Raw genomic sequence first — 24860 nt, forward strand, 5'->3', positions numbered from 1 at the left:
ATAATGGGATAGAATGAAAGGGAGGGCTTAAGCGTGAAAAAAAGGATAATCATTAGCTTCTTGCTAATACTATCGTTGCTAGCAATGGCCGCATGTTCAGCGGCTGATAATGCAGCAATTGTTAACGGTGATGAAATCAGTATGGAGGATTTAGAGACCGAAGTGGCTTTGTTCCAAGAAAACATTGCTAATTCTGGGCTTTCACTTGGAGATCCTGAAGATGAAGAATACCAAAGGATTCTCAAAGAAGAAGTTCTGAATATTATGATTCGCAAGGTGCTTTTACATCAAGAATTGGCAGCCAACGATATTGAGATTAGTGAAGATGGCGCACTTGAGTACTTGGACAGTATGAAATCCATGTATGGTGAGGAACAGTACCAAGCCCTTTTAGCTATGAATGGTGTGGATGAGGAAACCTTTATCGAGGACTTTGCTTTCAATGAAGCACTTACTGCTCTTCGGGAGAAGGTTACGGCAGATGTTCAAGTAAGCGAAGATGAGGCAAGAGATTACTTTGAAGCCAATAAGAGCTCACTCATACGGGGCACAGCCAGCCATATCTTGTTTAGTTTTAATACGCAGGAAGCCACAGATGAGGTTAGGGCAGAAGCACAGGCCCGTTTTGATGAAGCCATGGCCAGACTGTCTGCTGGTGATGATTTTGCTACAGTAGCGCAAGAAATGTCGGATGATGGTTCTGCTGCAAATGGTGGAAAATTAGGGGACTCTTTCTCCATGATTGACTCTCCATATGTAGATGAATTTACAGTAGCAGCACTCAATTTAGAGGCTGGTGAATATACGAAGGAACCAGTTGTAAGCCAGTTTGGATACCATATCATCAAATTGGACGAAAAAATTGAAGACTTCGATTTATTAAAAGAAGATATAATCACCATGTTGGTGGAAAATAAAAAAGATGAAATATTCGGTGACTATGTAATGAATTTAAATGAAAATGCAGATATTGAAAATTTTGTATCTGTAGAAGAGCCGGAAGTAGATGAAGAATCTTAATACAGGTAAGAAACTGGAAGAATTTATAGAAATTATGAAGCGGTTGCTTTCGCCGAATGGTTGCCCTTGGGATAGGAAACAGACTCATGACAGTTTAAAACGCTACTTGATTGAGGAGTCTTATGAGGTCTATGAAGCCATTGAAGAAAATAGCATGGAAAAACTCCAAGATGAGCTTGGTGACGTGCTAATGCAGGTAGTGTTCCACAGTGCGCTAGCGGAACAATCAGGGGCATTCACCCTGGATGATGTGATTGATGGTGTTCAGGAAAAAATGATTCGGCGACACCCTCATGTATTTGCGGATAGTTCGGTTAATAGTGCAAAAGAGGTAGAAATTCGTTGGGAAGAAATCAAGAAGGAAGAAAAAAGCGTACGTAAAAATCAAACCTTGATGGATATTCCCAAAGCGATGGACCCTCTTTACCGAGCAGAAAAATTACAACAACGTGCGGCCAAAGTTGGATTTGATTGGCCGGATTTAGATGGGGCCATGGGCAAGGTAGATGAAGAAATACTTGAGCTTAAAGCGGCCATAGATCAGAAAGATAGGCAGGAAATTGAAGCAGAATTAGGCGATGTGTTCTTTTCTCTGGTAAATATTGCTAGAAAAATGGACATGGATTCAGTGGATGCCTTACAAGCTACCAATGACAAGTTTGTACGTCGTTTCCAAATGATGGAGTCCAAGGCACAGGATGGTTCTTTGGATTTGAACGACCTAAGGCTTGAGCAGCTAGAAAGCTGGTGGCAAGAGGCAAAGAAGGAACTTCAATAGGCTAAAAGGCCTAAATAATGGGGATTTCTTAAAAAAAATGACTTTTATTGCTCTGGCGGGGAGGAAAACACCGTCAGTGATAGAATGTTATATTAGTGTTTGTTATTAATGGTTTTAAACTAACTTATTTTAGGAGGGTAATATTTTGAACAAAGGTGAATTGATTGCTAGTGTGGCAGAAAAGGCTGAACTGAGCAAAAAGGATGCAGAGAAAGTGGTAGGCGCTGTTTTGGATGGTATCACAGAAACTCTGGTAGCTGGTGATAAAGTACAAATCATCGGTTTTGGTACCTTTGAGGTTCGAGAGAGAGCTGCGCGTGTGGGACGCAATCCCAAGACTGGTGCAGAATTGAAAATTGCAGCTTCTAAAGTACCTGCCTTTAAAGCTGGAAAAGCTCTAAAAGACAAAGTAAACCAATAGGAATTGAGCCAGGTTATCCTGGCTTTTTTTTATGAGATTAGACAAATTCCTAAAAGTATCGCGCATTATTAAACGGAGAACCATAGCCAAAGATATGTGCGATAATGCCAGGATTCAGGTCAATGGAAGGGTTGCCAAAGCAGGTCACGACATTGAGGCGGGCGATACATTGATTATTGAGTTTGGTAGACGCATTTTAACAGTGGAAGTGTTAGATACACCGAATACAATCAGGGCGGATCAGGCTGAAACGCTCTATACGATTCTTACCAATGAAGAAAAAAAAGAAGAAGAATGGATTTAAGGGATTGGTCCTATAGACTAGACGCTCGTTACGAGGAGCTACAGTGTATGGGTCCTTTTTTTATGGACAATATAAGGACGGCATTCAGAAAAAGCAGAAGTAAGCTTGATATGGAAGCCTTAGCATACAGTCTTAGCTTGGAGATGGAAGAAGGCAAAATAGAGTCCCAAAAAGTTTTTAGAACTTGTATTATGTAATAAAAAATAAGCCTAATTTTTTTGTACACAAGCATATTGCAGAGGACTATTTCATGTGGTACTATAGGTTTAATGGAAAGATTAGATGCAAAGGTAAGACCTATAGGAGGTACGATGCCTAAAAAACGTTATTTTCAGGTTCGTAAAGAACTTGTAGATATTATCTCCCGACAGAAGCTGGCTGGTAATCGCTTACCGCCTGAGGCTGATTTGGCCAAACGCTTGGGCGTCAGTCGCGGAACCATACGCGAAGTAATGCAGACGCTTGCCCGGGAGGGTATCATCAGTAAAAAACATGGTTTGGGCAATTTTGTCCACAAAAGCGCAATAGAGACCAAAATGCGCATAGACACCATTCAAGATTTTGTGAAAATGATTGAATCCGGTGGCTATGAAGCTCGCATGGAAAAGATTGGAAGCAGCAAGGATGTTCTGATTGAAGATGAATTCTTTGAAAAGGCTTCCTCGAACTTAAATATTGAAAACAAAGAAGATTTAATTAATTTGCAAAGCCTTTATTATGCAGATGCAAAACCCGCCATTTTTACCCAAGTATACATACCCAAAGACATCATCCTAGATGACCCTGACAAAGAAATCAAAGAATCCCTTTTCAAATTTTTAGACGCATTTTGTAATCAGACAATAGAACAAACCATCATAAAATTCGAACCGAGACTTGCAAGTGGTATAGCAGCAGAGATGCTGGAGATGAAGCACAATGAACCACTCATTATGTGGGAAGAATACTACTACAATATATACGATGAAGTTGTTTGTGTGGCCTTAGCCCATTTTCATCCAGAATTTATGAAATTTACAATGTTAAGAAAGGCGGAAACAGATGCTAGTAATTAGTGGATCTATTAATACCAGTCGACCCGGAATAGACGATATTATTGAGCAACGAGATAAAGAAGCCTTATTCCGAATGGTTCGAGAAGCACTAGATTTTGGTGCGGAAGTAATTTCAGTGAATTGTGGCACACGCATTAATACAGAAGTAGATGATATCGAGTGGATGGTGCGTAGCATTATGTCCGAGTTTGAGGTGCCCATGTGCATCGATTCTCCCAATGCTGATGCGCAAGCGATTGGTTTGTCCTTGATTAAAACACCAGACCCAATTATTGATTCCATATCAGCTGATCCGGCTGTGATGAATGCGATGTTGCCGTTGGCTGAGCGATACAATGCAAGAGTGATTGCTTTGGCGATGGACGAGAAGAAGATGCCTACCTCTACAGAGGACAGATTAAGAATGGTGCAAAAGATGAAAGCTCCTCTTAAGTCCCACAACATTCCTTTTGGTAGGGTTTATGTGGACCCACTTGTGTTTCCGATAGCAACTGGTGAAAAAAATGCGTTAAACACGCTAGAAGCCATTCGGGCGATAAAACAAGAAGAACCAGAATTCAAGACCTGCATTGGGCTAGATAATATTTCGCATGGTTTACCGAAACGCGAACTATTGACGAACACGTATTTGGCGATGGCTGTAGCCAACGGCCTAGATGCTACTTTCATCGTGCTCAATGACCAATCGAAACCTTTGCTTACAGCAATGGATACCCTGATGGGTAACGACCCATATTGCATGAATTATCTGAAGGCTTATCGAAGTGGCTTTCTTGGATAAATAAATGAAATGAAGGAGGAAGATATGTTTAGTGTTAACCAAAGAGCGGTACAAATTGTAAAAGAACAAATTATCCCATTTGCAGAGGAGATGAACTGCAAGGTTATCAAGCTGAAGAATGGTGCCACTGTAGTGGATATGGGTATTGATGCGCCCGGTGGCTACAGGGCAGGAAAATTATTCGTAGAAGCTACGATTGGCGGAATGGGTGTAGTGCAGTTTGGGGAGTTCAAACTAGGTGAAATAGAACTGCCGTCCATAGATGTCTATATTGATAGACCACAAGAAGCAACCCTAGTTACACAGTTCTCAGGTTGGAAGATGCTTAAGAAAGATCCTGAAACAGGTGTGGATTCCATCGGTTCTGGACCAGCTAGAGCCATCGCTAAAAACGATATTTTTTCATCCCACTGGGACTACCAAGACATCCATCATGAATGTGTTTTCGGTGCTCAGACAACTTTGATGCCGGATGAAGCGGACGCGGAGCATATTGCCAAGGAATGTCATATTCAACCAGAGAATGTCTATATTTTAGCAGCTCGAACAGGTAGCATAACAGGTTCTATTCAAGTATGTTCTCGAACTGTGGAAGCATCTACTTGGAGAATTTGCCGTAAAGGCTTTGATTTGAAGAATATTATTTCTGGTATGGGCACCTGCCCTATTGCTCCGCCAATCAAAGATGAAGTGAAAGCAATGGACCGGGTAAATACTGCGCTTTTGTACGGCGTAACCGTGCGTTATACAGTGGACTGTAAGGATGAGGAAATTCTAGCGGTTCTTGATTCTCTACCTTTTAATGCCTCAAGACGATTTGGAGAAGATTTTATAGATATATTTGAAGAAGGTAAACGCGACTTCTATATCGTAGATAAAGATATTCATACTGTGGCCCGCTATGAGTTCACCAATATTGCTACTGGCAACAGCTTTGCAGCTGGAGAATTGCGAGAGGATAAATTAAAGAAATCTTTGTTCTAAGCATTGCTGGATAGATAGACAGGTGGGTGAAAGCATGTCGCAACGTTACGATTATTTAATCATAGGCGCGGGAATCACGGGAACGTCGTTAGGAGCTAGGCTTTCTGCTCGTGGCAAGACTGTGCTGATTCTCGACAAACAAGGGATTGCCGGTGGCGCTTCGGGAGGAAATCTAGGACAAATTTCACTGATGGATCGTTTCGAACCGTGGCATCTAGAATTGGCCATGGAATCTTTGGACTTTTATGAAAAATTGGAAAAGAAGATTGCCATCGGCTACCGGCAGCATGGAGGTTCCATCTTGCTGATGAAGCAAGACCAGATTGAAAGGGCTGAAGAAGTCCAAAAAATTCAGCAACCAAGGGGGCTTTCCATGGAACTATTGACCCCCAAAGAAGCAAAAACATTGGAACCGAGACTGAAAAAAGAAGGCTTAAATGCGATGGTTTATTGTCGGCAAGAGGGATCGGTAGACCCCTTGGCACTGAATTTTTATATGGCTGATATGGCTGTAGCAAGTGGGGCTGAAATTCGCACTAGCGAATGTGTGATGGAACTTGTTCAATCTGCGCAAGGAATTGAGAAGGTTCTGACAGATAAAGGTACATATACAGCGGACACTGTAATCAATTGTGCTGGCGGTTGGGCGGAGCAGATTGCCAATCTGGTGGGAGATGAATTGCCTATTCGCTCCCATAAAGGAACGGCATTTGTAACCCAACCCATGCCGAAATTTCTCACGACCACTTTGGTAGGCGGGGGATTCTTAATGGAGGATACCGGTGGGGATGCAGAAGACCTACGGATTGGTACAGCCATTTGCCAACATGTTAACGGCAGTATAATCATTGGCCAAGCGACAGAAAAGACCATGACGGATGACCGCTCGATTGGCCGTGTCGGACTTGGACAAACGGCAATCAATATGATGAGTTATTTTCCGGATCTAAGGAATGTGGACATTCTGAGGGCTTGGGCTGTTTCTACATCCTACTCGGATGACGGGAAACCGGTCATGGGATATAGCGAAAAGGTGAGCAACTTGTTTACGGTAGCTGGATTCAAGGGAGCATTTACTACAGCACCTGCTGTAGCAGACAGAGCCTCTAGAATGTTGCTTTATGGTGAGCCTTTCGTTGCCGAGGCCGAACAGGGAAGGAAGCGTAATCAAGAGTAATGCGGATAGATATTCATGTGCACGATACTAAACCCATAGAATTGTTGCTGGAATCAATGGAGAAAAACCAAATAGACAAAGCCTTTGTGTGCTCTTCGGCTGTGGCCAAGGGTGAAAATGTGAAGACGCTGAAAGATGCTAAGATGGTGCTTGGAAATGTCGCAAGAGCACAAACAAAGGAAGGCAGCCAGCGCACCGTTCAAGAGGTAAATCGGGATTTGGCCGAAAAACTCGCGCCATACAAAGGAAAGCTATATGGATTTGGAAAGGTAGACTTATATGACCAAGATATAGAAGCACAAATGGCTTCTATCGTGGAATGTGGTCTTTATGGTGTCGGCGAAATCATCGGAATACATGAGCATGTAGAACTTCTAAGGCCGGTACTATCTTTTTCTTCCAAGCAAAAGACTTTTCCGATATTTATTCATTGTGATTTTCCTGTGGAATACGAGGACTTGGAAAACCTTTTCGATTTGATTGAAGAGTATCCCGATGCAAGAATTATTATTGGACATATGGGAGGCAACCACTGGATTAAGGCAGTGGAACGGGTCAAGGGTCTTACGAACTGTTTACTCGACGCCTCGGAAGTTGTAAATTATGTGCCATTTTATGTGGCCGTTGCTGAACATCCGGATGTAGTAGCTTATGGCTCAGATTTCCCATGGGACCTTCAGGAAGTGAATCTAGCTCGCTTGAACAACATGGGACTGTCTAAAGAAGTGTATGCCCAGGTTATGGGTGAAAATCTTAGACGATTCATGGAGTGGTGATTATGAAAAAAATTGACGCACACGTACATTTGACGCCGCCTTGTATTGAAAAAAGATGTGAAGCGCTTAAGAAAACGGAACCGTATTGGCAGTTATTGGCGGATAGTCCGAAAAACAGTTTTACGGATGCAGAAGGATTGATAGCAGAAATGGATCGAATCGGTATAGATAAGTCAGTAGTGTTTGGATTTTCTTTTTTGGACCCACTACTGTGCCGAGAGGTGAACGACTATACCTTGGATGCTATAAAAAGATATCCAGATCGGTTAATTGGATTCATGTCTGTATCGCCACATGACCACAATTTGGAATCCGAAATTGACCGTTGCCATGCGGGTGGCTTACGGGGAATCGGAGAGATGTTCCCGGATGGGCAGAAGTGGGATATAACAGATAAAGCGCACACCTCGCCTTTAATTGGACTCTGTGCGGAGAGAAACCTGCCGGTTATGGTACATACCAACGAACGAGTTGGCCACTATTATCCAGGTAAAGTTTCGACAACTCCGCTGGAAGCTTCAAGATTGGCAGAGCACCATCCTGATGCGACTTTTATCTTTGCGCATTGGGGTGGAGGACTTCCCTTTTATGAACTGATGAAAGAGATTCGTCATAATAATCGGAACGTCTACTATGACACGGCAGCAAGCATATTTTTGTATGATAAGGCTATTTTCCGAGTGGCAAGGGAATTGGGCGTTTTAGACAAGGTACTGTTTGCCAGCGATTATCCACTGGTTACACCTGAACGTTATTTTGACTACATTGATACTAGTGGCTTGAGCCAAGAGGAGCTTGAAGCAGTATATCATAAAAATGCAGAAAAACTATTGGGGGAATGAATTTATGATCTGGATACAAAACCTGGACTATCTAATTCAGGATGCCGAACGAGTGCTATGTGGAGCAGATCTATTGATTGATGGCGACCGCATTGTTGCAGTAGGTACGGTTGATCCAGCGCAAGCAGGAAATGCCGAAATAATCTCTGGCGAGGGGAAAATCGCCATGCCGGGTTTCGTAAATACCCATACTCATCTCTACCAAAATATGCTCAAGGGTATGGGAGATGGGCTCAGACTAAAACCATGGTGTGAACAGGTGACCTTTCCTTTTGCCAGTATTATCCATAAAGAGGAACGGGAGACGGATGAACCTAAACTGGGATATCACTGGGCAGCCTTAGGTGCCATGGAAATGGTTCGCAGTGGCATTACTAGTTTTGTGGATATGGACATCGTGCAAGATGGTGTCTTGCAGGCGTGGCAGGACATTGGTGTTCGAGGGAATTTAGCACTGCAATTGGTGAATAAATGGGTTCCTAAAGAGCTGATGGTACCGGATGAAGTTAGAAAGAAAAAAGCATTAGACATCATTGAACGGTGGCATAAGAATGGTAAATTAACTGTTTCTTTGGCCCCGTCAACACCGTTTGCTTGTACACCCGAATTCCTTATGTGGATTAGGGATACAGCAAAAGAACGTAACTTAGAGATATTCATACATATCTCCGAAACCAAATGGGAGGTGGAACAAGCTAAGGATGAAACGGGGAATACGCCATTTGGCTATTTGGAAGAAATGGGATTCTTCGAAAGGCCCGTACATGCAGTACATTGTGTCTGCGTGGAGCCTGAGGATATTGAGATTATGAAGAAACGAAAGCTAGATGTGATTTATAATCCCAAGAGCAATGCGAAACTGGGAAGTGGCATAGCTCCTATTGGAACCTATCTAAAACAGGGGATTCCAGTGGCGGTTTCGACGGACGGTGCGGCGTCTAATGACTCACTGGACATGTTCGAAGAAATGCGCTTTGGACAGCTTCTACAGAAAGCCAGTGCTCAAAACCCACTGGAAGTTAGCGTCGAGGATATGTTCAATATGGCTACCAAAGAGGGAGCCAAAATGATGAATATTGACGCTGGTGTACTGGAGGAAGGCAAGCTAGCCGACCTAGTGTTGTTGGATGACAGAGGAGTACACATGCAACCGATCAACGGCGTTCTACAAACTGTATTTTACTGTGCTAAATCTTCAGATGTCGATACCGTTATCATCGGCGGAGATATGGTTATGCAAGATAAGCAGTTTGTTACAGTGGATGAAACCGGGATTATAGATTCTGCGGTCGGTCTGAGTAACAAGGCCAAGGCCCAGGTTGGAAAAAAACTTGATGCGGATTTTTAATGAGAGGGGTAAAAAATGAGTATCCTAGACTATCATTATGGGGATTCTTTTGTACACAGGATGGATCCCAGGGTGAAGATGATTTTGTTGATTCTATTGACCATTGTCGTTTTCATGATTAGTAATTTTTATGTATTGGTTGCAATGTTTGCGCTAGTGCTATTAATTTGGAAAACGGCGTCATTACCTTTGAAGAATATAGTAAAGTACATGAAATTTTTGCTCAGTTTGGTTGCTTTTCTGATTGTCTTGCAGGGCTTATTCTTTTCCAGCGGAGACAATCCAGTCATTTTGCTGCATCCAATTATTCCTGATGTGGTACCTTTGATCGGGGGACACGGAACAATTTATTTAGATGGTATATTGTTTGGACTTATTTTGGGATTTAGACTCCTGACTCTAGTATGTATAATGCCAATTTTTGTCATGACCACTACGATAAGTGAGACTTCCTTGGGACTCGTTAAACTGGGTATGAATTACAAGTATGCCTACATGACAACGACAGCGTTGAATCTAATTCCTACTCTGCAAGATGAAGCGAAGTTGGTGATGGATGCGCAGAAGATGCGCGGATTCATGGTTTTTGAAACAGGTAAATTCATGGAGAAACTCCGAGCTTATAGCACACTAGTAGTGCCATTGGTTGTTGGAGCCATGCGCCGGGCCCAACTTATGGGTGTGGCTATGGAGGCTAGGGCTTTTGGGGCTATGAAGACTAGAACCTATCGAGAAGAGCTACATATGCAAACCAAAGACTTTGTTTATGGAGCGATTGTTGCGCTTCTTTGTATTGGACTGGTGTATTTTAACAATCGTTTAGGGGGATGGTACTAATGGGTACAATCATAGAAGCCAAAGATTTTAGCTACAATTATCCCAGAAGGGAAAATCAGGTTCTGAAGGATCTGAATTTCAAAGTAGAAGAGGGAGAATTTATTGCTATCATGGGTAGAAACGGTGCAGGTAAATCTACACTTTGCCAAGCACTCGATGGAGTAATTCCACATTTGCATGGGGGGTCAGTATGGGGCAATATCGTAATCGATGGTCTGGATACTCAAGATGTTGAAGTTGCGACGATGGCACAAAAGATTGGGATAGTCCTTGAAGACCCAGAAGCGCAGCTCTTTACAACTCGCGTGGATGATGAGATTGCCTTTGGTATAGAAAACCTATGCCTACCTCGGGAAGAAATTATTGAACGGATTAAATGGGCTACCAAGGTAGTACGTTTGGAAGGATATGGCGATCGCGAACCGACAGCACTTTCAGGAGGTCAAAAACAGCGTTGTGCAATTGCTGCCACCTTGGCAATGAAGCCTAAAATAATGGTGCTGGATGAACCGACATCGCAGTTGGACCCGATTGGTACATATGAAGTATTTGACGTAATCAAGAGCCTAAAAGAGGAATACGGTATGACTGTATTGGTCACCACGCATAAAAGTGAACACATTGCACAATATGCCGATAAAATAATGGTATTGGAGGATGGCAAAATCGTTGCATTCGATACACCGCAAGCAATCTTCCGTAATTCTGAATTATTAGAACATGTGGCCGTCAGACCGCCACAGGTATCCTTACTAGCCTCATATTTGAATAGCAAGGGGCAGCATATTGAGCGAACGGATTATCCAATTTTGATTGAAGAGGCGGAAGCCCTGATTCGCAAATTGACAGGAGGTGCTTCAAATGGCCAATAACATTATTGAGGTAAAAGATCTTAGTTATTGTTATGTTGAAAACGGTCCTATGTGTGTGAACAATATGAACATCAGCATTGAGGAAGGTTCTTTTGTCGGGATTATTGGGCAAAATGGTGCTGGGAAATCCACCTTGATGAAAAATTTAACTGGATTACTGCGCCCGACAAAAGGAAGCATATACATCAAAGGCGAAGATATTGCAGAGACACCGGTAGCTGTGATTGCCAATACACTAGGATATGTTTTACAAAATCCTGACCGCCAGCTATTTGCTGATACGGTACGGGAAGAATTGGCCTTTGGTCCCACAAACCAGGGTGTATCAGAAGAAGAAGTCAATAAGAGAATTGACTATATCTTGGAATCGATTGGAATTATGCATTTGGCTGATGAATATCCTCCAGCCTTGTCCAAAGGGGACAGAGCGAAGGTGGTAATTGGTTCCGTGTTAGCAATGGAACCTCAAATTATTATTTTGGATGAACCTACTGGTGGGCAGGACTATATTGGACGCTATCAAATTATGGATATTGCTCGGAAATTCCATGAGCGTGGACATACCGTGGTTGTAGTTACCCATTCCATGGCACTAGTGGCGGAATATTGTGACAGGATTATTGTGTTATGCAATGCGGAAATATTACTTCAAGGAACCAGCAAGGAAGTTTTCTCACAACCCGAAGTTTTAGCAAAAACCTTTATTCGTCCTCCTCAGATTACGGAGCTAGCAAATAGGATGAAAGAAGAACTGAATATTCATGAAACTTTGCTTAGTGTTGAAGAGATGGGAAATAAGGTGTTGGAACATATCCCGGAAGGAAAGTAGTAGGAGTAACAGTGAAAAAAGCGATGCAATGTTTTGAAGAAATCAAAGATGACGTTGAAGTCTTAGCAAACAAAATCTGGAGTCATCCGGAAATTGCGCTAAATGAGTTCTATGCTGTCAAATTATATCGAGACTACCTTGAAGGGCAGGGCTTTAGGGTCTTGCCTGTAGAAGGCCTTTCGACTGCTTTGGTGGCTGAATATGGCTCTGGGCACCCCATTGTAGGTGTTTTGGGTGAATATGATGCTTTGCCTGGTTTGTCCCAAAAAGTCTCATCGAAACAGGAGCCTGTTGAAGAAGGCGGCTTGGGCCATGGCTGCGGCCATAACTTGTTGGGCGCATCTGCTGCTGTAGCTTGTGTGGCTGTGAAAAAGAGCATGGAAGAATCAGGTTTGACTGGAACAGTACGCTTCTATGGATGTCCGGCCGAAGAAATCGGTAAGGGCAAGGCCATCATGAATGAAAAAGGCGTGTTTGACGATCTCGATGCTTGTTTGACCTGGCATCCAGGCCCATGGAATGCCGTGACAGCTAGCAGATTAAGTGCACTCATGCGGGCGGAATTCTTTTTTCATGGTGTCGGAGCACACGCGGGTGCACATCCAGAACTAGGCCGTAGTGCCTTAGATGCTGTTGAATTGATGAACGTAGGGGCAAACTATTTAAGAGAACATATCCCTATGGGGACCCGCTTGCATTATATTATTACCAATGGGGGTCAAGTCGTTAATACTGTCCCGGAGGATGCTAGTGTTCAGTATGTAATACGGGCACCGAAATCCAATATTGTCCATGAAGTATTTGACCGCCTTACGAAAGTGGCAGACGGTGCAGCGATGATGACAGAGACGTCTGTGCGAGTAGAATTACAATCGGATAACTATGATACTAAAAACAACATGGTATTAGAAGATTTGATGCATGAAGTTTACCAAGAGTGTGGCGAAATTGAGTTCACACAGGAAGAAAAGAAACTGGCCGAAGAGCTAGTGAAAACGCTTCCAGAAAGCCACTACAACAATGCTCGATCAGTCTATGGTGTTGAAAAGGGGATCTATCTAGATGGTAAACCCCGACCCATTCTAGGACGGAATGAAACCTTTGGTGCATCATCGGATATAGGGCACGTGACCTATAAAGTTCCGACGATGCAGTGTTCAGGAACATGCTTTCCTTTGGGTGTTCCACTACATAGTTGGCAGGCGACTGCGAGTGCTGGTTCGAAGTTTGGTGTTCGAGGTGCTAGGCATATGTCAAAGGTATTAGCATGTGGTTTGGAGCGACTTCTGTTGAATGAGAAACAAGTTCTTGAAAAGGCCAAACAAGAGTTTCTGCAAGATGATTAAATTTTGCAGGAATCTAGCCTTTGATATAGAATTCATACTATGTTGTAAATAATTTGTTTTTTTCTCAAGAGCGCCAGCTTGAGACGTTTCCTTATTGTTTTTTGGTTTTATAAGAGAGGTGACTATTTTGGCTGAAGCAAGAAAGTATGAAGGAAAAACTAACTTTGCCGTTTATGCGGTTTGGGCTGCACTCATTTCTGTAGCATCTTTATTACCTTCCATTCCTATGATAGGAACAGGAGGAACATTCAGCTTAAAAGCGATTGTATTGCCATTGTCTGGTATTTTATTTGGACCAGCTGCCGGTGCTATCATTTGCGCAATTGGAGGCTTCATTGGACAAATGTTGGCTCCTCATACGGCATGGATGGGTATTGCGACTTTCATTACTGGAATTTTTACCGGAACTATTGCCGGATTTGTATCCCGCGGTAACTGGAAGATTCCATTGGGCATTTTGATAATTTTTACTGGCCTATGGCTCACACATCCTATCGGTAGAGAAGCAATCATTTTCCCAGCAGTTTTCTATTCCTTGGGTGCAGTTACCATTATTATTGGTGGGATTTTCGCTAAGAAATGGTTGCTTGGTACAAACAATGTACTAAAAGGGGTAGCTATTTGGCTATCGTCTTTCTCTGGATTTGTTCTTGCTGCTGGCTATGCGAACTATATTGGCGGTCTGCTGATGTTGCAACTACCTGCAACAGTATGGGTTGGACTTACTTTTCTGTCTCCGATTGAGAGATCAGTTTTCTCTTTGGGCGCAGCCATTATAGGTATACCATTATTGGTTGGTTTGCCGAAGATTGGTGTCTTTGTAGGCCCCAAACCTGAGGGAGAATAAAAAAGTTGCTGGCGCGAGTGCAGGAATTAATCCTGCACTTTTTTTATGGCGGCAAAAGAACAGGCACAATCCATCCAGGCAAAGAGAAAGTATATATTTATTGTTTCCTTGGAACATTTGCTTGTATAGCTGATTTTTTATATTATGGTGTAGAAGATACTATGCTATAATTAAGCGGAGGCATTTATGGACAATAGGGAACAAAACAGCGTCTACGATGACCCAGGTAGAAGAGCGAAAAAGAAAAAAAGAAAGCCGAAGATTAAGCGGACATTTGTTACCGTATTGTTAGGCTTGGTGTTTCTCTATGCAATTTTCATGATCACCAAAACCCAGTGGAGCCTCTTTCAGACTAACCAGGAAGTGGAAGCACTTCAGCAACAATTAAATGAAGTACAAGAAGAACAAGAGGCCTTGCTAGAATTAAAAGATTATGTTGGCAGTGATGAATATATTGAGTATAAGGCTCGGAAGGAACTGGGCCTGATTAAGCAGGGAGAGCATCTGATTGTGCTAGACGAAACGCTAGAAGACGGTGAAGAAAAATAAATTTTCGAAAAACTATTGACATTCTGTACATAAGCGTTGATAATAAGTCTTGTCGTCGCGGGATGGAGCAGTTGGTAGCTCGTCGGGCTCATAACCCGAAGGTCGTAGGTTCAAGTCCTACTCCCGCAACCACTTTTTTTATTGTGGCGGTGTAGCTCAGATGGTTAGAGCATACGGCTCATACCCGTAGTGTCACAGGTTCGATTCCTGTCACCGCTACCACGATATTGCAGACTGTTATCAGTCTGTTTTTTTTATATTGTTAAACAGAAAGGCATGGTATGCTGCTAGAGAATTTGGAAAAGACTATACAGCAATGGAATATGTTGGAAGACCATGATACGGTAGTCTTAGGCTTATCAGGCGGCATGGATTCTGTCTGCCTCTTTCACCTGTTTCGTGAACTTGCGGTTCTTCATGGATACCGCATAATTGCTGTTCATTTGAACCACGAGCTTAGAGAAGAAGCAGGAGAAGATGAGAAATTCGTAAAGGAGCTTTGCAACTTTTACGGAGTAGAGCTAGTTTGCTGTAGTAGAGACATATCCCAACTTGCAAAAGAATTTGGTCATGGCATTGAAGAACAAGCTAGGGAAGAACGGTACCAGCTATTTGAAGAAGTTAGAATAGAGTATGGGGCTAAGGCCATTGCTCTTGCACATCATAGGGAGGATCAAGCGGAGACGGTTTTACACCATATGATTCGTGGCTCAGCCTTACGTGGGCTCGGTGGCATGCGCTACAAGCGGGATCATATTATTAGGCCTCTTTTATCATGCAGCAAGAAAATGCTTGAAACATATCTTTTAGAAAAGCAGTTTAAATGGGTTGAAGATTCATCCAATCGTAGCCTTGTTTATACTAGAAATCGCTTGCGCCACCAGGTACTACCGCTGCTTAGAGAAATTAATCCTAGTGTCGACAAGTTGTTTTTTGAGACTAGCCTTCTTTTGCAGAAGGATGAAGAGGCTCTTGAAGCATTGAGTGTAGAATGGATGAAGCAATATGTTACAGTTTATGGTGTATTGGGTGCGCGGGTAGGATATGAACATTGGGAGGCTGCTCCTTTTGCTTTCCGGGCCCGTTTTTTGCGAAAAATCTACTATGTTCTCACCGGATGTGGACTAGAAAAGAAGTATATTCTACAGTTGGAAGAACAATGGAGCCATTGTTCAGAAATAGACCTACCGGGTGGAGTCTTTGTTCGAATCAACAAAAACTGTATTACTGTTGGATCAAAACATATTAAAAAGATTCCATATGAGGTGGAAATGAGTTTGCCGGGTGAAGTTGAATTAGAGGTTGGATTGATCGCCAAATCAAGTCTCGTAATGAGAGAAGAATATGAGAAGTTGACTGACGAAAAGTGTGGCAATGCACTTCAATTTCATGCAGATTTAGACAAGTTGGGTGAAAGGCTGTTACTTCGTAACCGCCAGCCAAAGGATGCGTATAAGATGCTTGGCGCCAAAGGTCAATCATCCGTTAAAAAAATATTTTCTGCTATGGGACTAGGGGGGTATGCCAATCAAAACTTGCCGGTTATCTGTTCAGGAACCGGTGAAATTGTCTGGGTTGTAGGTGGTAGAATTAACTCGGATTTTAAGGTAACGAAGAAAACAAGTAGGATTGTGATTGTTGAGCTCCTCCTACATTGAAAGAACATAGCCTATATGTTAGTATATTGTAGTATATGCGAAAAGGAAATGAGCTTGAAAGGATTAATAATTGATGGGAAAAAATACTAAAAATATAACCTTCTTTCTACTGTTGGCCCTACTGCTGTTTACCATGCTGCGGATCAACATGGGAAGTACACCGGAGGTTAGTGAACTTACCTACAATGAGTTTAGCAATCTGGTTGAATCTGGACAGGTGGAAGAAGTATCTCTAGAAGTAGAAGATGGTTCGATGGTAGACATCACGGGTACTATGGATGATGGAAGCAATTTTATCCTCACTGCAGTACAGTGGGATAATATGTCGGAATGGCTTTTAGAGAATGATGTACAAATCACAAAGTCTGCCATTAAGGAAGACCCTTGGTGGTTAGGCATGATTGGCTATTTGTTGCCAATAGCACTTTTAATTGGGATGTTGGTGTTCATGTCACAACAAGCTCAAGGTGGTAATAAAGCGATGCAATTTGGCAAGAGTAAAGCGAAATTGCAAAATGAGATGACCAAAAAAGTCACCTTTAAGGATGTGGCTGGTTGTGATGAAGTCAAAGAAGAACTGGAAGAAATTATTGAATTTCTAAAGAGTCCGGAAAAATTCACAAAACTAGGGGCCAAAATCCCCAAAGGAGTATTGCTCTTCGGAGCGCCCGGTACCGGCAAGACGCTTCTTGCTAAAGCCGTGGCAGGAGAAGCAGATGTGCCCTTCTTTACCATTAGTGGTTCAGACTTTGTAGAGATGTTTGTAGGTGTAGGGGCATCTAGGGTACGTGATTTATTTGAACAGGCCAAGAAAAGTTCACCTTGTATCATCTTTATCGATGAGATTGATGCAGTGGGTAGACAACGTGGAGCAGGTTTAGGCGGCGGCCATGATGAGCGCGAACAGACATTGAACCAACTGTTGGTAGAGATGGATGGATTTGAAACCAACGAAGGCATCATCATTATCGCAGCAACCAATAGACCAGATATTCTTGACCCCGCACTACTCAGACCGGGTCGTTTTGACCGTCAAGTAACAGTCGGAGCACCTGATGTTAGAGGTAGAGAAGAAATTTTGCAGGTTCACTCCAAGGGAAAACCGTTAGCTGAAGGAGTAGATTTATCTGTTTTAGCTAAGAGAACGCCAGGATTTACGGGTGCAGATTTAGCCAACCTGATGAATGAGGGTGCCTTGCTCACGGCTAGAAAAAATGGACTGCGCATTGGTATGGAGGAACTTGAGTCTTCTATAGAGCGAATCATTGCTGGACCGGAAAAACATTCCAAAATAATGAGCGAAAAAGAGAAAAAGCTGGTGGCCTATCATGAAGCGGGCCATGCTGTTACGAGTCATTACTTGCCGAATACGGATCCACTACATAAGGTGTCAATCATTCCTCGGGGTGCGGCAGGCGGTTATACGCTATTGCTGCCAGAAGAGGATCGCAATTATATAACCAAGGAGCAAATGTTTGAACAGGTTTGTATGCTATTGGGAGGACGAATTGCGGAGTCCTTGGTGCTGGACGATATTTCTACTGGAGCTTCAAACGACTTAGAACGAGCAACGGGTACCATCCGTAGCATGATAACGGAATACGGCATGAGCGAAGAACTGGGTAGCATGACCTTTGGAAATAAAGCAGACCATCAGGTATTCTTGGGACGTGATATTTCTAGAGAACGAAATTACAGCGAAGAAATTGCTTATAATATCGATAAAGAAGCCAAACGCTGGATGGATAATTGCTACAAGCGGACGGAGACTATTTTAAGGGAACACATGGACAAGCTGGTGCTTTTGGCAGATAGTTTAATGGAACGTGAGACCATCGATGCAGAAGAGTTTATTTTGCTGATGGAAAAAGGAGAACTTGCTGAGTCTGCGATAGAAAACAAAGAAGTGGTAGAAGAGGCTAAGGAAGATAAAAAAGATGAAAGGGCGTTAGACTTGGAAACAGGATTAAATGCCTAGGTTAGATAAATAACTTTTGGAGGATACCTACAATGGAAAGAACTTATGTGATGCTTAAACCGGATGCGGTTGAGCGTAATCTGATGGGAGATATTCTGTCCAGAATTGAGAAGAAGGGGTACCGCATTTCTGCCATGAAAATGGAGGTGCTTACTGAAGAACAGGCCAGAAAGCATTATGCGGAACATGTAGACAAACCATTTTTCCCTAGCTTGTTGGAATTCATAACCTCAGGTAGAGTCGTCGAGATCGTTGTAGAAGGTGAAAATGCAGTGATGGGAATGAGAAAGATGTTGGGTGCAACAGATCCGAACGAAGCTGAACCAGGCAGTATCCGGGGAACCTACGGATTTAGCAAAACTACGAATTTGGTTCATGCATCGGACAGTCCTTCAAGTGCTAAAAGGGAAATTGCTTTGTATTTCAATGAAAATGAGATATTTTAGTAGTACTAAAAATGAGATTTAATTTAATTAGAGTGTCTATATTTAAGAGCGGGTGAAAACTTTCACCTGCTCTTTTCTTAAAATCGTTTGACAAGAAGGCGCAAGATTTGTTTAAATGAAATGGAAAAGGCTATAAATTTAGACTTTCAAAGGGTAACCTTTAAAAAAAATTAAGGAGATGAAGAGATGCTTACAGATATTGAAATCGCCCAACAGGCGAAGATGTTGCCGATTGTTGAAATCGCAAAAGGCTTGGGATTGTCAGACGATGATATCGAGCTTTATGGTAAGTACAAAGCTAAGATTTCCATGGAAACCATTAAAGGTCTTGCAGACCGTGAAGATGGAAAATTGGTTCTAGTTACTGCTATCAATCCTACCCCAGCTGGTGAAGGAAAAACTACTACTTCAGTTGGCTTAACAGATGGCCTGAGAAAACTGGGCAAAAATGCAATGGTCTGCTTGAGAGAACCATCCTTAGGACCGAGCTTCGGTGTTAAAGGTGGAGCAGCAGGCGGTGGTATGGCACAAGTAGTCCCAATGGATGAAATCAACCTGCACTTTACAGGCGATATCCACGCCATTACGTATGCTCATAACCTATTGGCCGCAATGGTAGACAACAGCTTAAAGCAAGGCAATCCGCTGAATATGGATCCGACGAGAATTGTGTTCAGACGTGTTATTGACTTAAGTGACCGTGCTTTGAGAAATATTGTAATTGGCTTAGGCGGACCGGCACACGGAATACCTAGACAAGATGGATTCGATATTACTGTAGCCTCTGAAATCATGGCGATCCTTTGCTTGGCAGATGACTTGATGGATATGAAGAAGCGTTTTTCTGAAATCATCGTAGGTTACACTTATGACAGAAAACCGATTACTGCTGGAGATTTGGAAGCGCAAGGCGCGATGACACTTTTGATGAAAGATGCTATCAAACCAAACCTAGTACAAACATTGGAAAATACACCAGCCTTTATCCATGGTGGACCGTTTGCAAATATTGCACATGGTTGTAACTCAGTTACTGCAACTAAGACTGCTTTGAAACTGTCTGATATTGTTGTTACAGAAGCAGGCTTCGGTGCTGACTTGGGTGCTGAGAAGTTCTTTGATTTGAAATGCCGTTTTGCAGGCCTTAAGCCTGATGCGACTGTTATTGTTGCTACCGTACGTGCCTTGAAAATGCATGGTGGAGTAGCTAAGGCAGATTTGGCTGAAGAAAACCTAGCAGCTTTAGAAGCTGGTTTTTCAAACCTTGAAAAACACATTGAGAACGTAGGAAAATTTGGTGTACCTGCAATCGTTGCAGTCAACAAGTTCCCGACGGACACCGATGCTGAAGTTGAACTCGTGATTGAGAAGTGTCAAAAAGCAGGTGTTGAAGTTGCTTTGTCAGATGTTTGGGCAAAAGGTGGCGAAGGTGGTAAAGAATTAGCAGAGATTGTTCTGAAGACCATTGCTGAAAAACCGTCTAACTTCAAAGTGCTTTATGATGAAAAACTGCCAATCGTGGAAAAAATTGAAACCATCGCGAAAGAAGTATATGGCGCAAGTGGTGTAAATGTTGAAGCGGCTGCTATGAGAAGCATTAAGCAGTTCACCGATATGGGTTATGGCGAGCTACCAATTTGTATCGCTAAGACACAATACTCCTTGTCTGATGATGCTAAAAAATTGGGTAGACCGGAAGGGTTCACAATTAGTATTCGTGAAGTCAGACTGTCTGCTGGAGCAGGATTCTTAGTGGCTATTTCTGGCAATGTAATGACGATGCCTGGTTTGCCTAAGAGACCGGCAGCATGCAACATCGATATTGATGAGAGTGGTGTAATTACTGGTTTATTCTAAGAAAAGCAATAAAAGCGAACGCGAGAGCGTTCGCTTTTTTTAATGCCAGAATAGAAGGGGTATATGCGAAAAAGCGGATACAATGTCTAGCATAAAAGCCAATTGAGTTAATCGTTTAGTTATTTTATTCACAAGGCAGGAAAAGCCCAGCTAAAGAAGAATAGTAGAAGTTATATAGATGTCTAACAAGTTGCGATTTTTTTTATTTGAGTTGTTATGAACATCTTGTTAAACGTTTAAATCAATGGTAAACTAAAACAAGTTAAACGATTAACGGAGGACATATGGCAACAATCAAGGATATTGCGGAGCGCGTTGGCGTCAGTACTTGCACAGTATCACGCTATATTAACCGCAAAATTGTAGTGAAAGAGGAGACGGCCAAAAAGATAGATGAAGCCATCAAGGAACTCGACTATCATAAGAATTATATGGCGGTCTCTCTTAAAACAAGGAGTAGCAAAATAATCGCGTTGGTGATTCCATCGCTGAAAAATGTTTTCTTTGCCGAGATTGCAGATAACATTGCATCGCGCTTGGAAAAAAAAGGCTATTCCATGATTACGTTCACGACAGACAATAATTATGAAAAAGAAATGGAAACCTGCGAGAGACTATTGGAAGTCGGTGTAGCTGGGGTTATCTTTATGACCAAGCCATTCGACTTTCAAAACGACGATCATCTCGAGCGGCTTCGAAAACATAACATCGTGACCCTGATGATCAATCGCAATTTTGAACCAAAGAATTATCCGAGTGTAAGCACGGATTTTAAAGATGGTGTTCAAAGGGCAACACGCTTGTTGATTGAAAAAGGATGCAAAAATATTGGCTTGATTGTAGGGGCCAAAAATCATCCTCAATCAGATATTTACCGAGAACCATTCATTGAAGTTATGCAAGATTCCGGATTTTCACCGGACTCCTATCACGTAAAAACTTGTCATTTTAGCCCAAAGGAAATGGAAAAGGTAACGGAGGAACTCTTGGATGATGGTGTAGATGCCATTTTCGGAATTTCGGACTTTATTACCTTGTCAGCTCTTAAGGTTATTGAGAAAAGGGGCTTCAAAATACCACAAGACATCATGTTGATCGGCTCTGGGAATACGCAATTTTCTGAGCTTGTTAATATTTCTTCTTTAGATTCTAGAACAGATTTGTTAGGTCAAAAGGGCGCTGAGATGCTCTTAGCATTGCTAGAGGGGAAAGAAACAAAGACTTTTATCCTAGTGAAACCAGATATTGTTGAGCGGGCATCAACGAATTGAATTACGTGCACGATATTCTCTATTGGGATTGCTCAATCTGTACTTGGAGCAGTGAACAAAATGAAAGGCGAATCTATGAATACAATCGAACTGAAAATTAATGGAAGAACCTATGAAGCCAAAGTGGAAAAGAATTATACCCTCCTGTATGTATTAAGAGAGTTATTAGATATTACAGGGCCTAAGGAAGGTTGTGGAACCGGAGATTGTGGAGCTTGCAAGGTGTTAATTGATGGCGAAGCAGTCAATTCCTGCACTACATTGGCAATCAAATGTGAAGGAAAAGAAATTGTGACGATTGAAGGCATAGCGGATGGTCCTAATTTGCATCAGATACAGAAATCTTTTGTCGAAAAGGGCGCAGTTCAATGTGGATTTTGTACCCCTGGTATGGTCATTTCAGCAAAAGCACTTTTGGATAAAAATGCTAAGCCAACTAGGGACGAGATTCGAGCTGCACTCCAAAATAATTTATGTCGTTGTACAGGATATGTGAAAATTGTAGAAGCGATTGAAGATGCTGCTGAGAAAATGGGAGGCGAAAACAATGAATAAAGATTTGCGTATAGTTGGAGGAAGCCGCCCCATCTTTGATGCATACAATAAGGTGACGGGCAGAACTAGCTACACAAATGATATGAAGTTTCGCAATATGCTCTATGGCAAACTGGTCTTATCTGAAAAAGCCCATGCTCGTGTAATCTCGATAGATACTAGTGAAGCAGAAAAGATGGATGGAGTCGTAGCCATTGCCACACCATTCAATACACCAAACAAGAAATACAATAGTGCACTTCGTTTTGCAGACCACGATATTCCCAGGACTGAGACCATCTTTTCTGAGGTAGTCCGTTTTGTAGGTGACAGGGTATGTGCAGTTGCTGCTGTTGACCAAAAAACAGCCGATCGGGCTGCGAAGCTGATACGGGTTGAATATGAAGAATTGCCTGCAGTGCTATCCATAGAAGAAGCCTTGGCGGAGGATGCAATCCAATTGCATGACAATGTGAGCAACCGCCTTAATGAGGTCACCAATCAAGTGGGGGACGTTGAGAAAGGCTTTGCCATGGCGGACCATATCTTTGAAGATGAATACAGGACGCCGATTGTGAGCCCTATGGCAATGGAAAACCACGTGTGCATTGCAGATTTTGACGAGCAGGGTAAACTGACCGTATACTCCAGCACCCAAAATGCTTTTGCCATTCGAAACACCTTAAGTGATGTCTTCGATATGCCGCAAAGTAAGGTAAGAGTAGTTAAACCAACTTTAGGGGGAGCGTTTGGAAGTAAAATCCCGGCGGTGCTAGAGGGACCGGCTGCTGCCTTGTCTATGATGACGCACAGGCCTGTAAAGATTAATCTAACCCGTAAAGAAAATCTGATTGCAACGAGGACTAGACACGGCTCGATCATTCGAATCAAGACAGGAGTCATGAATGATGGAACGATTGTGGCACAGCAATTAAATGCACTGATTAATACTGGCGCTTATGTAAGCGCAGCCTATAATGTTATTGGAGCGATGAGCCATAAGGTATTCAAGACCTACAAGATTCCCAATATGGTATATTTTGGAACACCGGTGTTGACGAATTTACCGATTGCTGGGGCCATGAGGGGCTATGGATCTCCACAAGCGATCTTTGCCCAACAGCGGCAACTACATGCCATAAGTCAAAGACTAGGGATTGACATCGTTGAACTGCAACGAAAGAATCTAGTTCGCCCGGAGGATGTGGATTTAGAGAAGGTAGGTAATCCTAGGCCCTTGGATTGTATGGAGCGAGGATTGGAGCTATTTGACTGGAAAGCTAAAAATAAATGGAAGTTAAAAATAAAAGAAGAAAATAATTTAGATTTAAGGAAGGAACATTCAGATTCAGCTCGAAAGATTAAGAGAGGAATTGGCTTTGCCATTGGTTGCCATGGGAATGGCGTTTTTGGGGCTCACCGTGATTTCATAGGTCTAAGGCTTAAATTGAACGATGATGGAACCATGATTTTACAGACTGGGACCCACGATATGGGCAATTCCTTAATTACGTCTCAAATGATGATTGTGGCTGAAGAACTGGGTCTTGAAGTTGAGGATATCGCTGTTGTGGAATCTGATACGGATTTGACGCCATGGAATCTCGGAGATTACTCAAGCCGAGGCGTATTCGTAACTGGTGCAGCCTGCATCAAGGTAGCTGGTAAGATGCGGGAAAAACTTTTGTCACTGGCGTCTGAGATGTTGGAAGAACCAGTAGGTAGTCTAACTCTCCTTGAAGGAAAGAAAGTGAAAGGTCTAGCTGGCAGAGAAGTTACTTTTGCTGATTTACTACTTTACTCCCATAGAGAACATGAGGAAGATGTAATGGTTTCTGCCTCCTATGGTTCTATAGCTGGCAGAACTTCTTTCGGAGCACACTTTGCACAAGTGGAAGTGGATACAGAGTCTGGTACGGTTCGAATTCTTGACTATGTGGCTGTGCATGATGTAGGCCAAGCAATTAACCGAATGTCACTGGAAGGACAACTAGAAGGTGGTATCCAAATGGGCTTGGGTTATGCACTTTCTGAAAAGATGGAGTTTGATGAGAAAGGCAGATTGAAGAATAACAATCTGAAAAAGTACAAGATGTTCAAGGCATCAATGATGCCTGACATAAAGATTGATTTTATTGAGGAAGGAGAGACCCCCGGACCGTATGGGGGAAAGAGCATTGGCGAATGTGCTACAGTACCAGTTGCACCAGCCGTTGTCAATGCGATTGCTAATGCTTTGGAGTATGATTTTCACTGCATGCCGCATCTCGCGGATGGAATGTTGAAGATCGCAGAATGCGAGTCATAGGATTTGCAAGACAGATGTATTGGGGGGAACGACTTGGAAGAG

The 24860-nt window shown here is 42.6% G+C and carries 24 protein-coding genes and 2 tRNA genes; all 26 read left to right on the top strand.

Annotation, left to right across the window (positions count from 1 at the left end; translation table 11 throughout):
- Positions 1-33: 33 nt before the first annotated feature.
- Entirely contained in the window at positions 34-1020 is a 987-nt protein-coding gene (locus JR334_09790; GenBank protein QRN85235.1) for a peptidylprolyl isomerase, read from the top strand.
- Positions 1007-1798 (top strand): nucleoside triphosphate pyrophosphohydrolase, encoded by a 792-nt coding sequence (gene mazG, locus JR334_09795; protein ID QRN85236.1) that lies wholly within the window; start codon positions 1007-1009, stop codon positions 1796-1798. The genes JR334_09790 and mazG overlap by 14 nt, the downstream gene beginning before the upstream one ends.
- A gap of 145 nt (positions 1799-1943) precedes the next feature.
- Entirely contained in the window at positions 1944-2219 is a 276-nt protein-coding gene (locus tag JR334_09800) for an HU family DNA-binding protein (protein ID QRN85237.1), read from the top strand.
- 31 nt (positions 2220-2250) lie between these two features.
- Positions 2251-2523: an RNA-binding S4 domain-containing protein gene (locus JR334_09805; protein QRN85238.1), complete on the top strand. Its 273-nt coding sequence runs from the start codon at positions 2251-2253 to the stop codon at positions 2521-2523.
- A gap of 311 nt (positions 2524-2834) precedes the next feature.
- Complete coding sequence (locus tag JR334_09810) at positions 2835-3578, top strand: GntR family transcriptional regulator (protein QRN85239.1); 744 nt, start codon at positions 2835-2837, stop codon at positions 3576-3578.
- Positions 3565-4359 carry a dihydropteroate synthase gene (locus tag JR334_09815; protein ID QRN85240.1) on the top strand — a complete coding sequence of 265 codons (795 nt, stop codon included), beginning with the start codon at positions 3565-3567 and terminating at the stop codon, positions 4357-4359. The genes JR334_09810 and JR334_09815 overlap by 14 nt, the downstream gene beginning before the upstream one ends.
- A 24-nt stretch (positions 4360-4383) precedes the next feature.
- Positions 4384-5343 carry a methenyltetrahydromethanopterin cyclohydrolase gene (locus tag JR334_09820; GenBank protein QRN85241.1) on the top strand — a complete coding sequence of 320 codons (960 nt, stop codon included), beginning with the start codon at positions 4384-4386 and terminating at the stop codon, positions 5341-5343.
- 34 nt (positions 5344-5377) lie between these two features.
- Positions 5378-6520, top strand: a complete 1143-nt coding sequence (locus tag JR334_09825) for an FAD-binding oxidoreductase (protein QRN85242.1) — start codon at positions 5378-5380, stop codon at positions 6518-6520.
- Complete coding sequence (locus JR334_09830; protein ID QRN85243.1) at positions 6520-7296, top strand: amidohydrolase family protein; 777 nt, start codon at positions 6520-6522, stop codon at positions 7294-7296. Before JR334_09825 ends, JR334_09830 begins: the two co-directional genes overlap by 1 nt.
- 2 nt (positions 7297-7298) lie before the next feature.
- Positions 7299-8138 (top strand): amidohydrolase, encoded by an 840-nt coding sequence (locus JR334_09835; protein ID QRN85244.1) that lies wholly within the window; start codon positions 7299-7301, stop codon positions 8136-8138.
- The gene (locus JR334_09840; GenBank protein QRN85245.1) at positions 8113-9486 is read left to right on the top strand and encodes an amidohydrolase; all 1374 of its coding nucleotides are present in this window, start codon (positions 8113-8115) and stop codon (positions 9484-9486) included. Before JR334_09835 ends, JR334_09840 begins: the two co-directional genes overlap by 26 nt.
- 15 nt (positions 9487-9501) lie before the next feature.
- Positions 9502-10323: an energy-coupling factor transporter transmembrane protein EcfT gene (locus tag JR334_09845; protein QRN85246.1), complete on the top strand. Its 822-nt coding sequence runs from the start codon at positions 9502-9504 to the stop codon at positions 10321-10323.
- Positions 10323-11195: an ATP-binding cassette domain-containing protein gene (locus JR334_09850; GenBank protein QRN85247.1), complete on the top strand. Its 873-nt coding sequence runs from the start codon at positions 10323-10325 to the stop codon at positions 11193-11195. The genes JR334_09845 and JR334_09850 overlap by 1 nt, the downstream gene beginning before the upstream one ends.
- Positions 11185-12024, top strand: a complete 840-nt coding sequence (locus JR334_09855; GenBank protein ID QRN85248.1) for an ATP-binding cassette domain-containing protein — start codon at positions 11185-11187, stop codon at positions 12022-12024. Before JR334_09850 ends, JR334_09855 begins: the two co-directional genes overlap by 11 nt.
- Before the next feature lie 11 nt (positions 12025-12035).
- Positions 12036-13370: an amidohydrolase gene (locus tag JR334_09860; GenBank protein QRN85249.1), complete on the top strand. Its 1335-nt coding sequence runs from the start codon at positions 12036-12038 to the stop codon at positions 13368-13370.
- A 127-nt stretch (positions 13371-13497) separates the two neighbouring features.
- Complete coding sequence (locus tag JR334_09865) at positions 13498-14217, top strand: ECF transporter S component (protein QRN85250.1); 720 nt, start codon at positions 13498-13500, stop codon at positions 14215-14217.
- Positions 14218-14403: 186 nt separating this feature from the next.
- Entirely contained in the window at positions 14404-14766 is a 363-nt protein-coding gene (locus JR334_09870; protein QRN85251.1) for a septum formation initiator family protein, read from the top strand.
- A 56-nt stretch (positions 14767-14822) separates the two neighbouring features.
- Positions 14823-14898: transfer RNA gene (locus JR334_09875), tRNA-Met, on the top strand.
- A 13-nt stretch (positions 14899-14911) separates the two neighbouring features.
- A tRNA-Met gene (locus JR334_09880) sits at positions 14912-14988 on the top strand.
- Between the two features lie 74 nt (positions 14989-15062).
- The gene (tilS, locus tag JR334_09885) at positions 15063-16424 is read left to right on the top strand and encodes a tRNA lysidine(34) synthetase TilS (GenBank protein ID QRN85252.1); all 1362 of its coding nucleotides are present in this window, start codon (positions 15063-15065) and stop codon (positions 16422-16424) included.
- 73 nt (positions 16425-16497) lie between these two features.
- Entirely contained in the window at positions 16498-18402 is a 1905-nt protein-coding gene (gene ftsH, locus JR334_09890; protein QRN85253.1) for an ATP-dependent zinc metalloprotease FtsH, read from the top strand.
- A 32-nt stretch (positions 18403-18434) separates the two neighbouring features.
- Positions 18435-18848, top strand: a complete 414-nt coding sequence (gene ndk / locus JR334_09895) for a nucleoside-diphosphate kinase (GenBank protein QRN85254.1) — start codon at positions 18435-18437, stop codon at positions 18846-18848.
- Between the two features lie 186 nt (positions 18849-19034).
- The gene (locus tag JR334_09900) at positions 19035-20705 is read left to right on the top strand and encodes a formate--tetrahydrofolate ligase (GenBank protein QRN85255.1); all 1671 of its coding nucleotides are present in this window, start codon (positions 19035-19037) and stop codon (positions 20703-20705) included.
- Positions 20706-20989: 284 nt separating this feature from the next.
- Positions 20990-21976 carry a LacI family DNA-binding transcriptional regulator gene (locus tag JR334_09905; GenBank protein ID QRN85256.1) on the top strand — a complete coding sequence of 329 codons (987 nt, stop codon included), beginning with the start codon at positions 20990-20992 and terminating at the stop codon, positions 21974-21976.
- A gap of 75 nt (positions 21977-22051) precedes the next feature.
- The gene (locus JR334_09910) at positions 22052-22531 is read left to right on the top strand and encodes a (2Fe-2S)-binding protein (GenBank protein ID QRN86911.1); all 480 of its coding nucleotides are present in this window, start codon (positions 22052-22054) and stop codon (positions 22529-22531) included.
- Positions 22524-24818, top strand: a complete 2295-nt coding sequence (locus JR334_09915) for a molybdopterin-dependent oxidoreductase (protein ID QRN85257.1) — start codon at positions 22524-22526, stop codon at positions 24816-24818. The genes JR334_09910 and JR334_09915 overlap by 8 nt, the downstream gene beginning before the upstream one ends.
- Positions 24819-24860: the final 42 nt, after the last annotated feature.

It is taken from the genome of Clostridia bacterium (assembly GCA_016887505.1).
Taxonomy (GTDB): Bacteria; Bacillota; TC1; order TC1; family UBA5767; genus UBA5767.

What these genes read in the sequence shown, in the direction of transcription:
- ftsH (QRN85253.1), top strand. Translation starts at nt 16,498, where the DNA reads ATGGGAAAAAATACTAAAAATATAACCTTCTTTCTACTGTTGGCCCTA.
- JR334_09870 (QRN85251.1), top strand. Translation starts at nt 14,404, where the DNA reads ATGGACAATAGGGAACAAAACAGCGTCTACGATGACCCAGGTAGAAGA.
- JR334_09850 (QRN85247.1), top strand. Translation starts at nt 10,323, where the DNA reads ATGGGTACAATCATAGAAGCCAAAGATTTTAGCTACAATTATCCCAGA.
- JR334_09830 (QRN85243.1), top strand. Translation starts at nt 6,520, where the DNA reads ATGCGGATAGATATTCATGTGCACGATACTAAACCCATAGAATTGTTG.
- JR334_09845 (QRN85246.1), top strand. Translation starts at nt 9,502, where the DNA reads ATGAGTATCCTAGACTATCATTATGGGGATTCTTTTGTACACAGGATG.
- JR334_09820 (QRN85241.1), top strand. Translation starts at nt 4,384, where the DNA reads ATGTTTAGTGTTAACCAAAGAGCGGTACAAATTGTAAAAGAACAAATT.
- JR334_09910 (QRN86911.1), top strand. Translation starts at nt 22,052, where the DNA reads ATGAATACAATCGAACTGAAAATTAATGGAAGAACCTATGAAGCCAAA.
- JR334_09805 (QRN85238.1), top strand. Translation starts at nt 2,251, where the DNA reads ATGAGATTAGACAAATTCCTAAAAGTATCGCGCATTATTAAACGGAGA.
- JR334_09840 (QRN85245.1), top strand. Translation starts at nt 8,113, where the DNA reads ATGCAGAAAAACTATTGGGGGAATGAATTTATGATCTGGATACAAAAC.
- JR334_09855 (QRN85248.1), top strand. Translation starts at nt 11,185, where the DNA reads ATGGCCAATAACATTATTGAGGTAAAAGATCTTAGTTATTGTTATGTT.
- JR334_09835 (QRN85244.1), top strand. Translation starts at nt 7,299, where the DNA reads ATGAAAAAAATTGACGCACACGTACATTTGACGCCGCCTTGTATTGAA.
- ndk (QRN85254.1), top strand. Translation starts at nt 18,435, where the DNA reads ATGGAAAGAACTTATGTGATGCTTAAACCGGATGCGGTTGAGCGTAAT.
- JR334_09825 (QRN85242.1), top strand. Translation starts at nt 5,378, where the DNA reads ATGTCGCAACGTTACGATTATTTAATCATAGGCGCGGGAATCACGGGA.
- JR334_09815 (QRN85240.1), top strand. Translation starts at nt 3,565, where the DNA reads ATGCTAGTAATTAGTGGATCTATTAATACCAGTCGACCCGGAATAGAC.
- JR334_09810 (QRN85239.1), top strand. Translation starts at nt 2,835, where the DNA reads ATGCCTAAAAAACGTTATTTTCAGGTTCGTAAAGAACTTGTAGATATT.
- JR334_09900 (QRN85255.1), top strand. Translation starts at nt 19,035, where the DNA reads ATGCTTACAGATATTGAAATCGCCCAACAGGCGAAGATGTTGCCGATT.
- JR334_09915 (QRN85257.1), top strand. Translation starts at nt 22,524, where the DNA reads ATGAATAAAGATTTGCGTATAGTTGGAGGAAGCCGCCCCATCTTTGAT.
- mazG (QRN85236.1), top strand. Translation starts at nt 1,007, where the DNA reads ATGAAGAATCTTAATACAGGTAAGAAACTGGAAGAATTTATAGAAATT.
- JR334_09905 (QRN85256.1), top strand. Translation starts at nt 20,990, where the DNA reads ATGGCAACAATCAAGGATATTGCGGAGCGCGTTGGCGTCAGTACTTGC.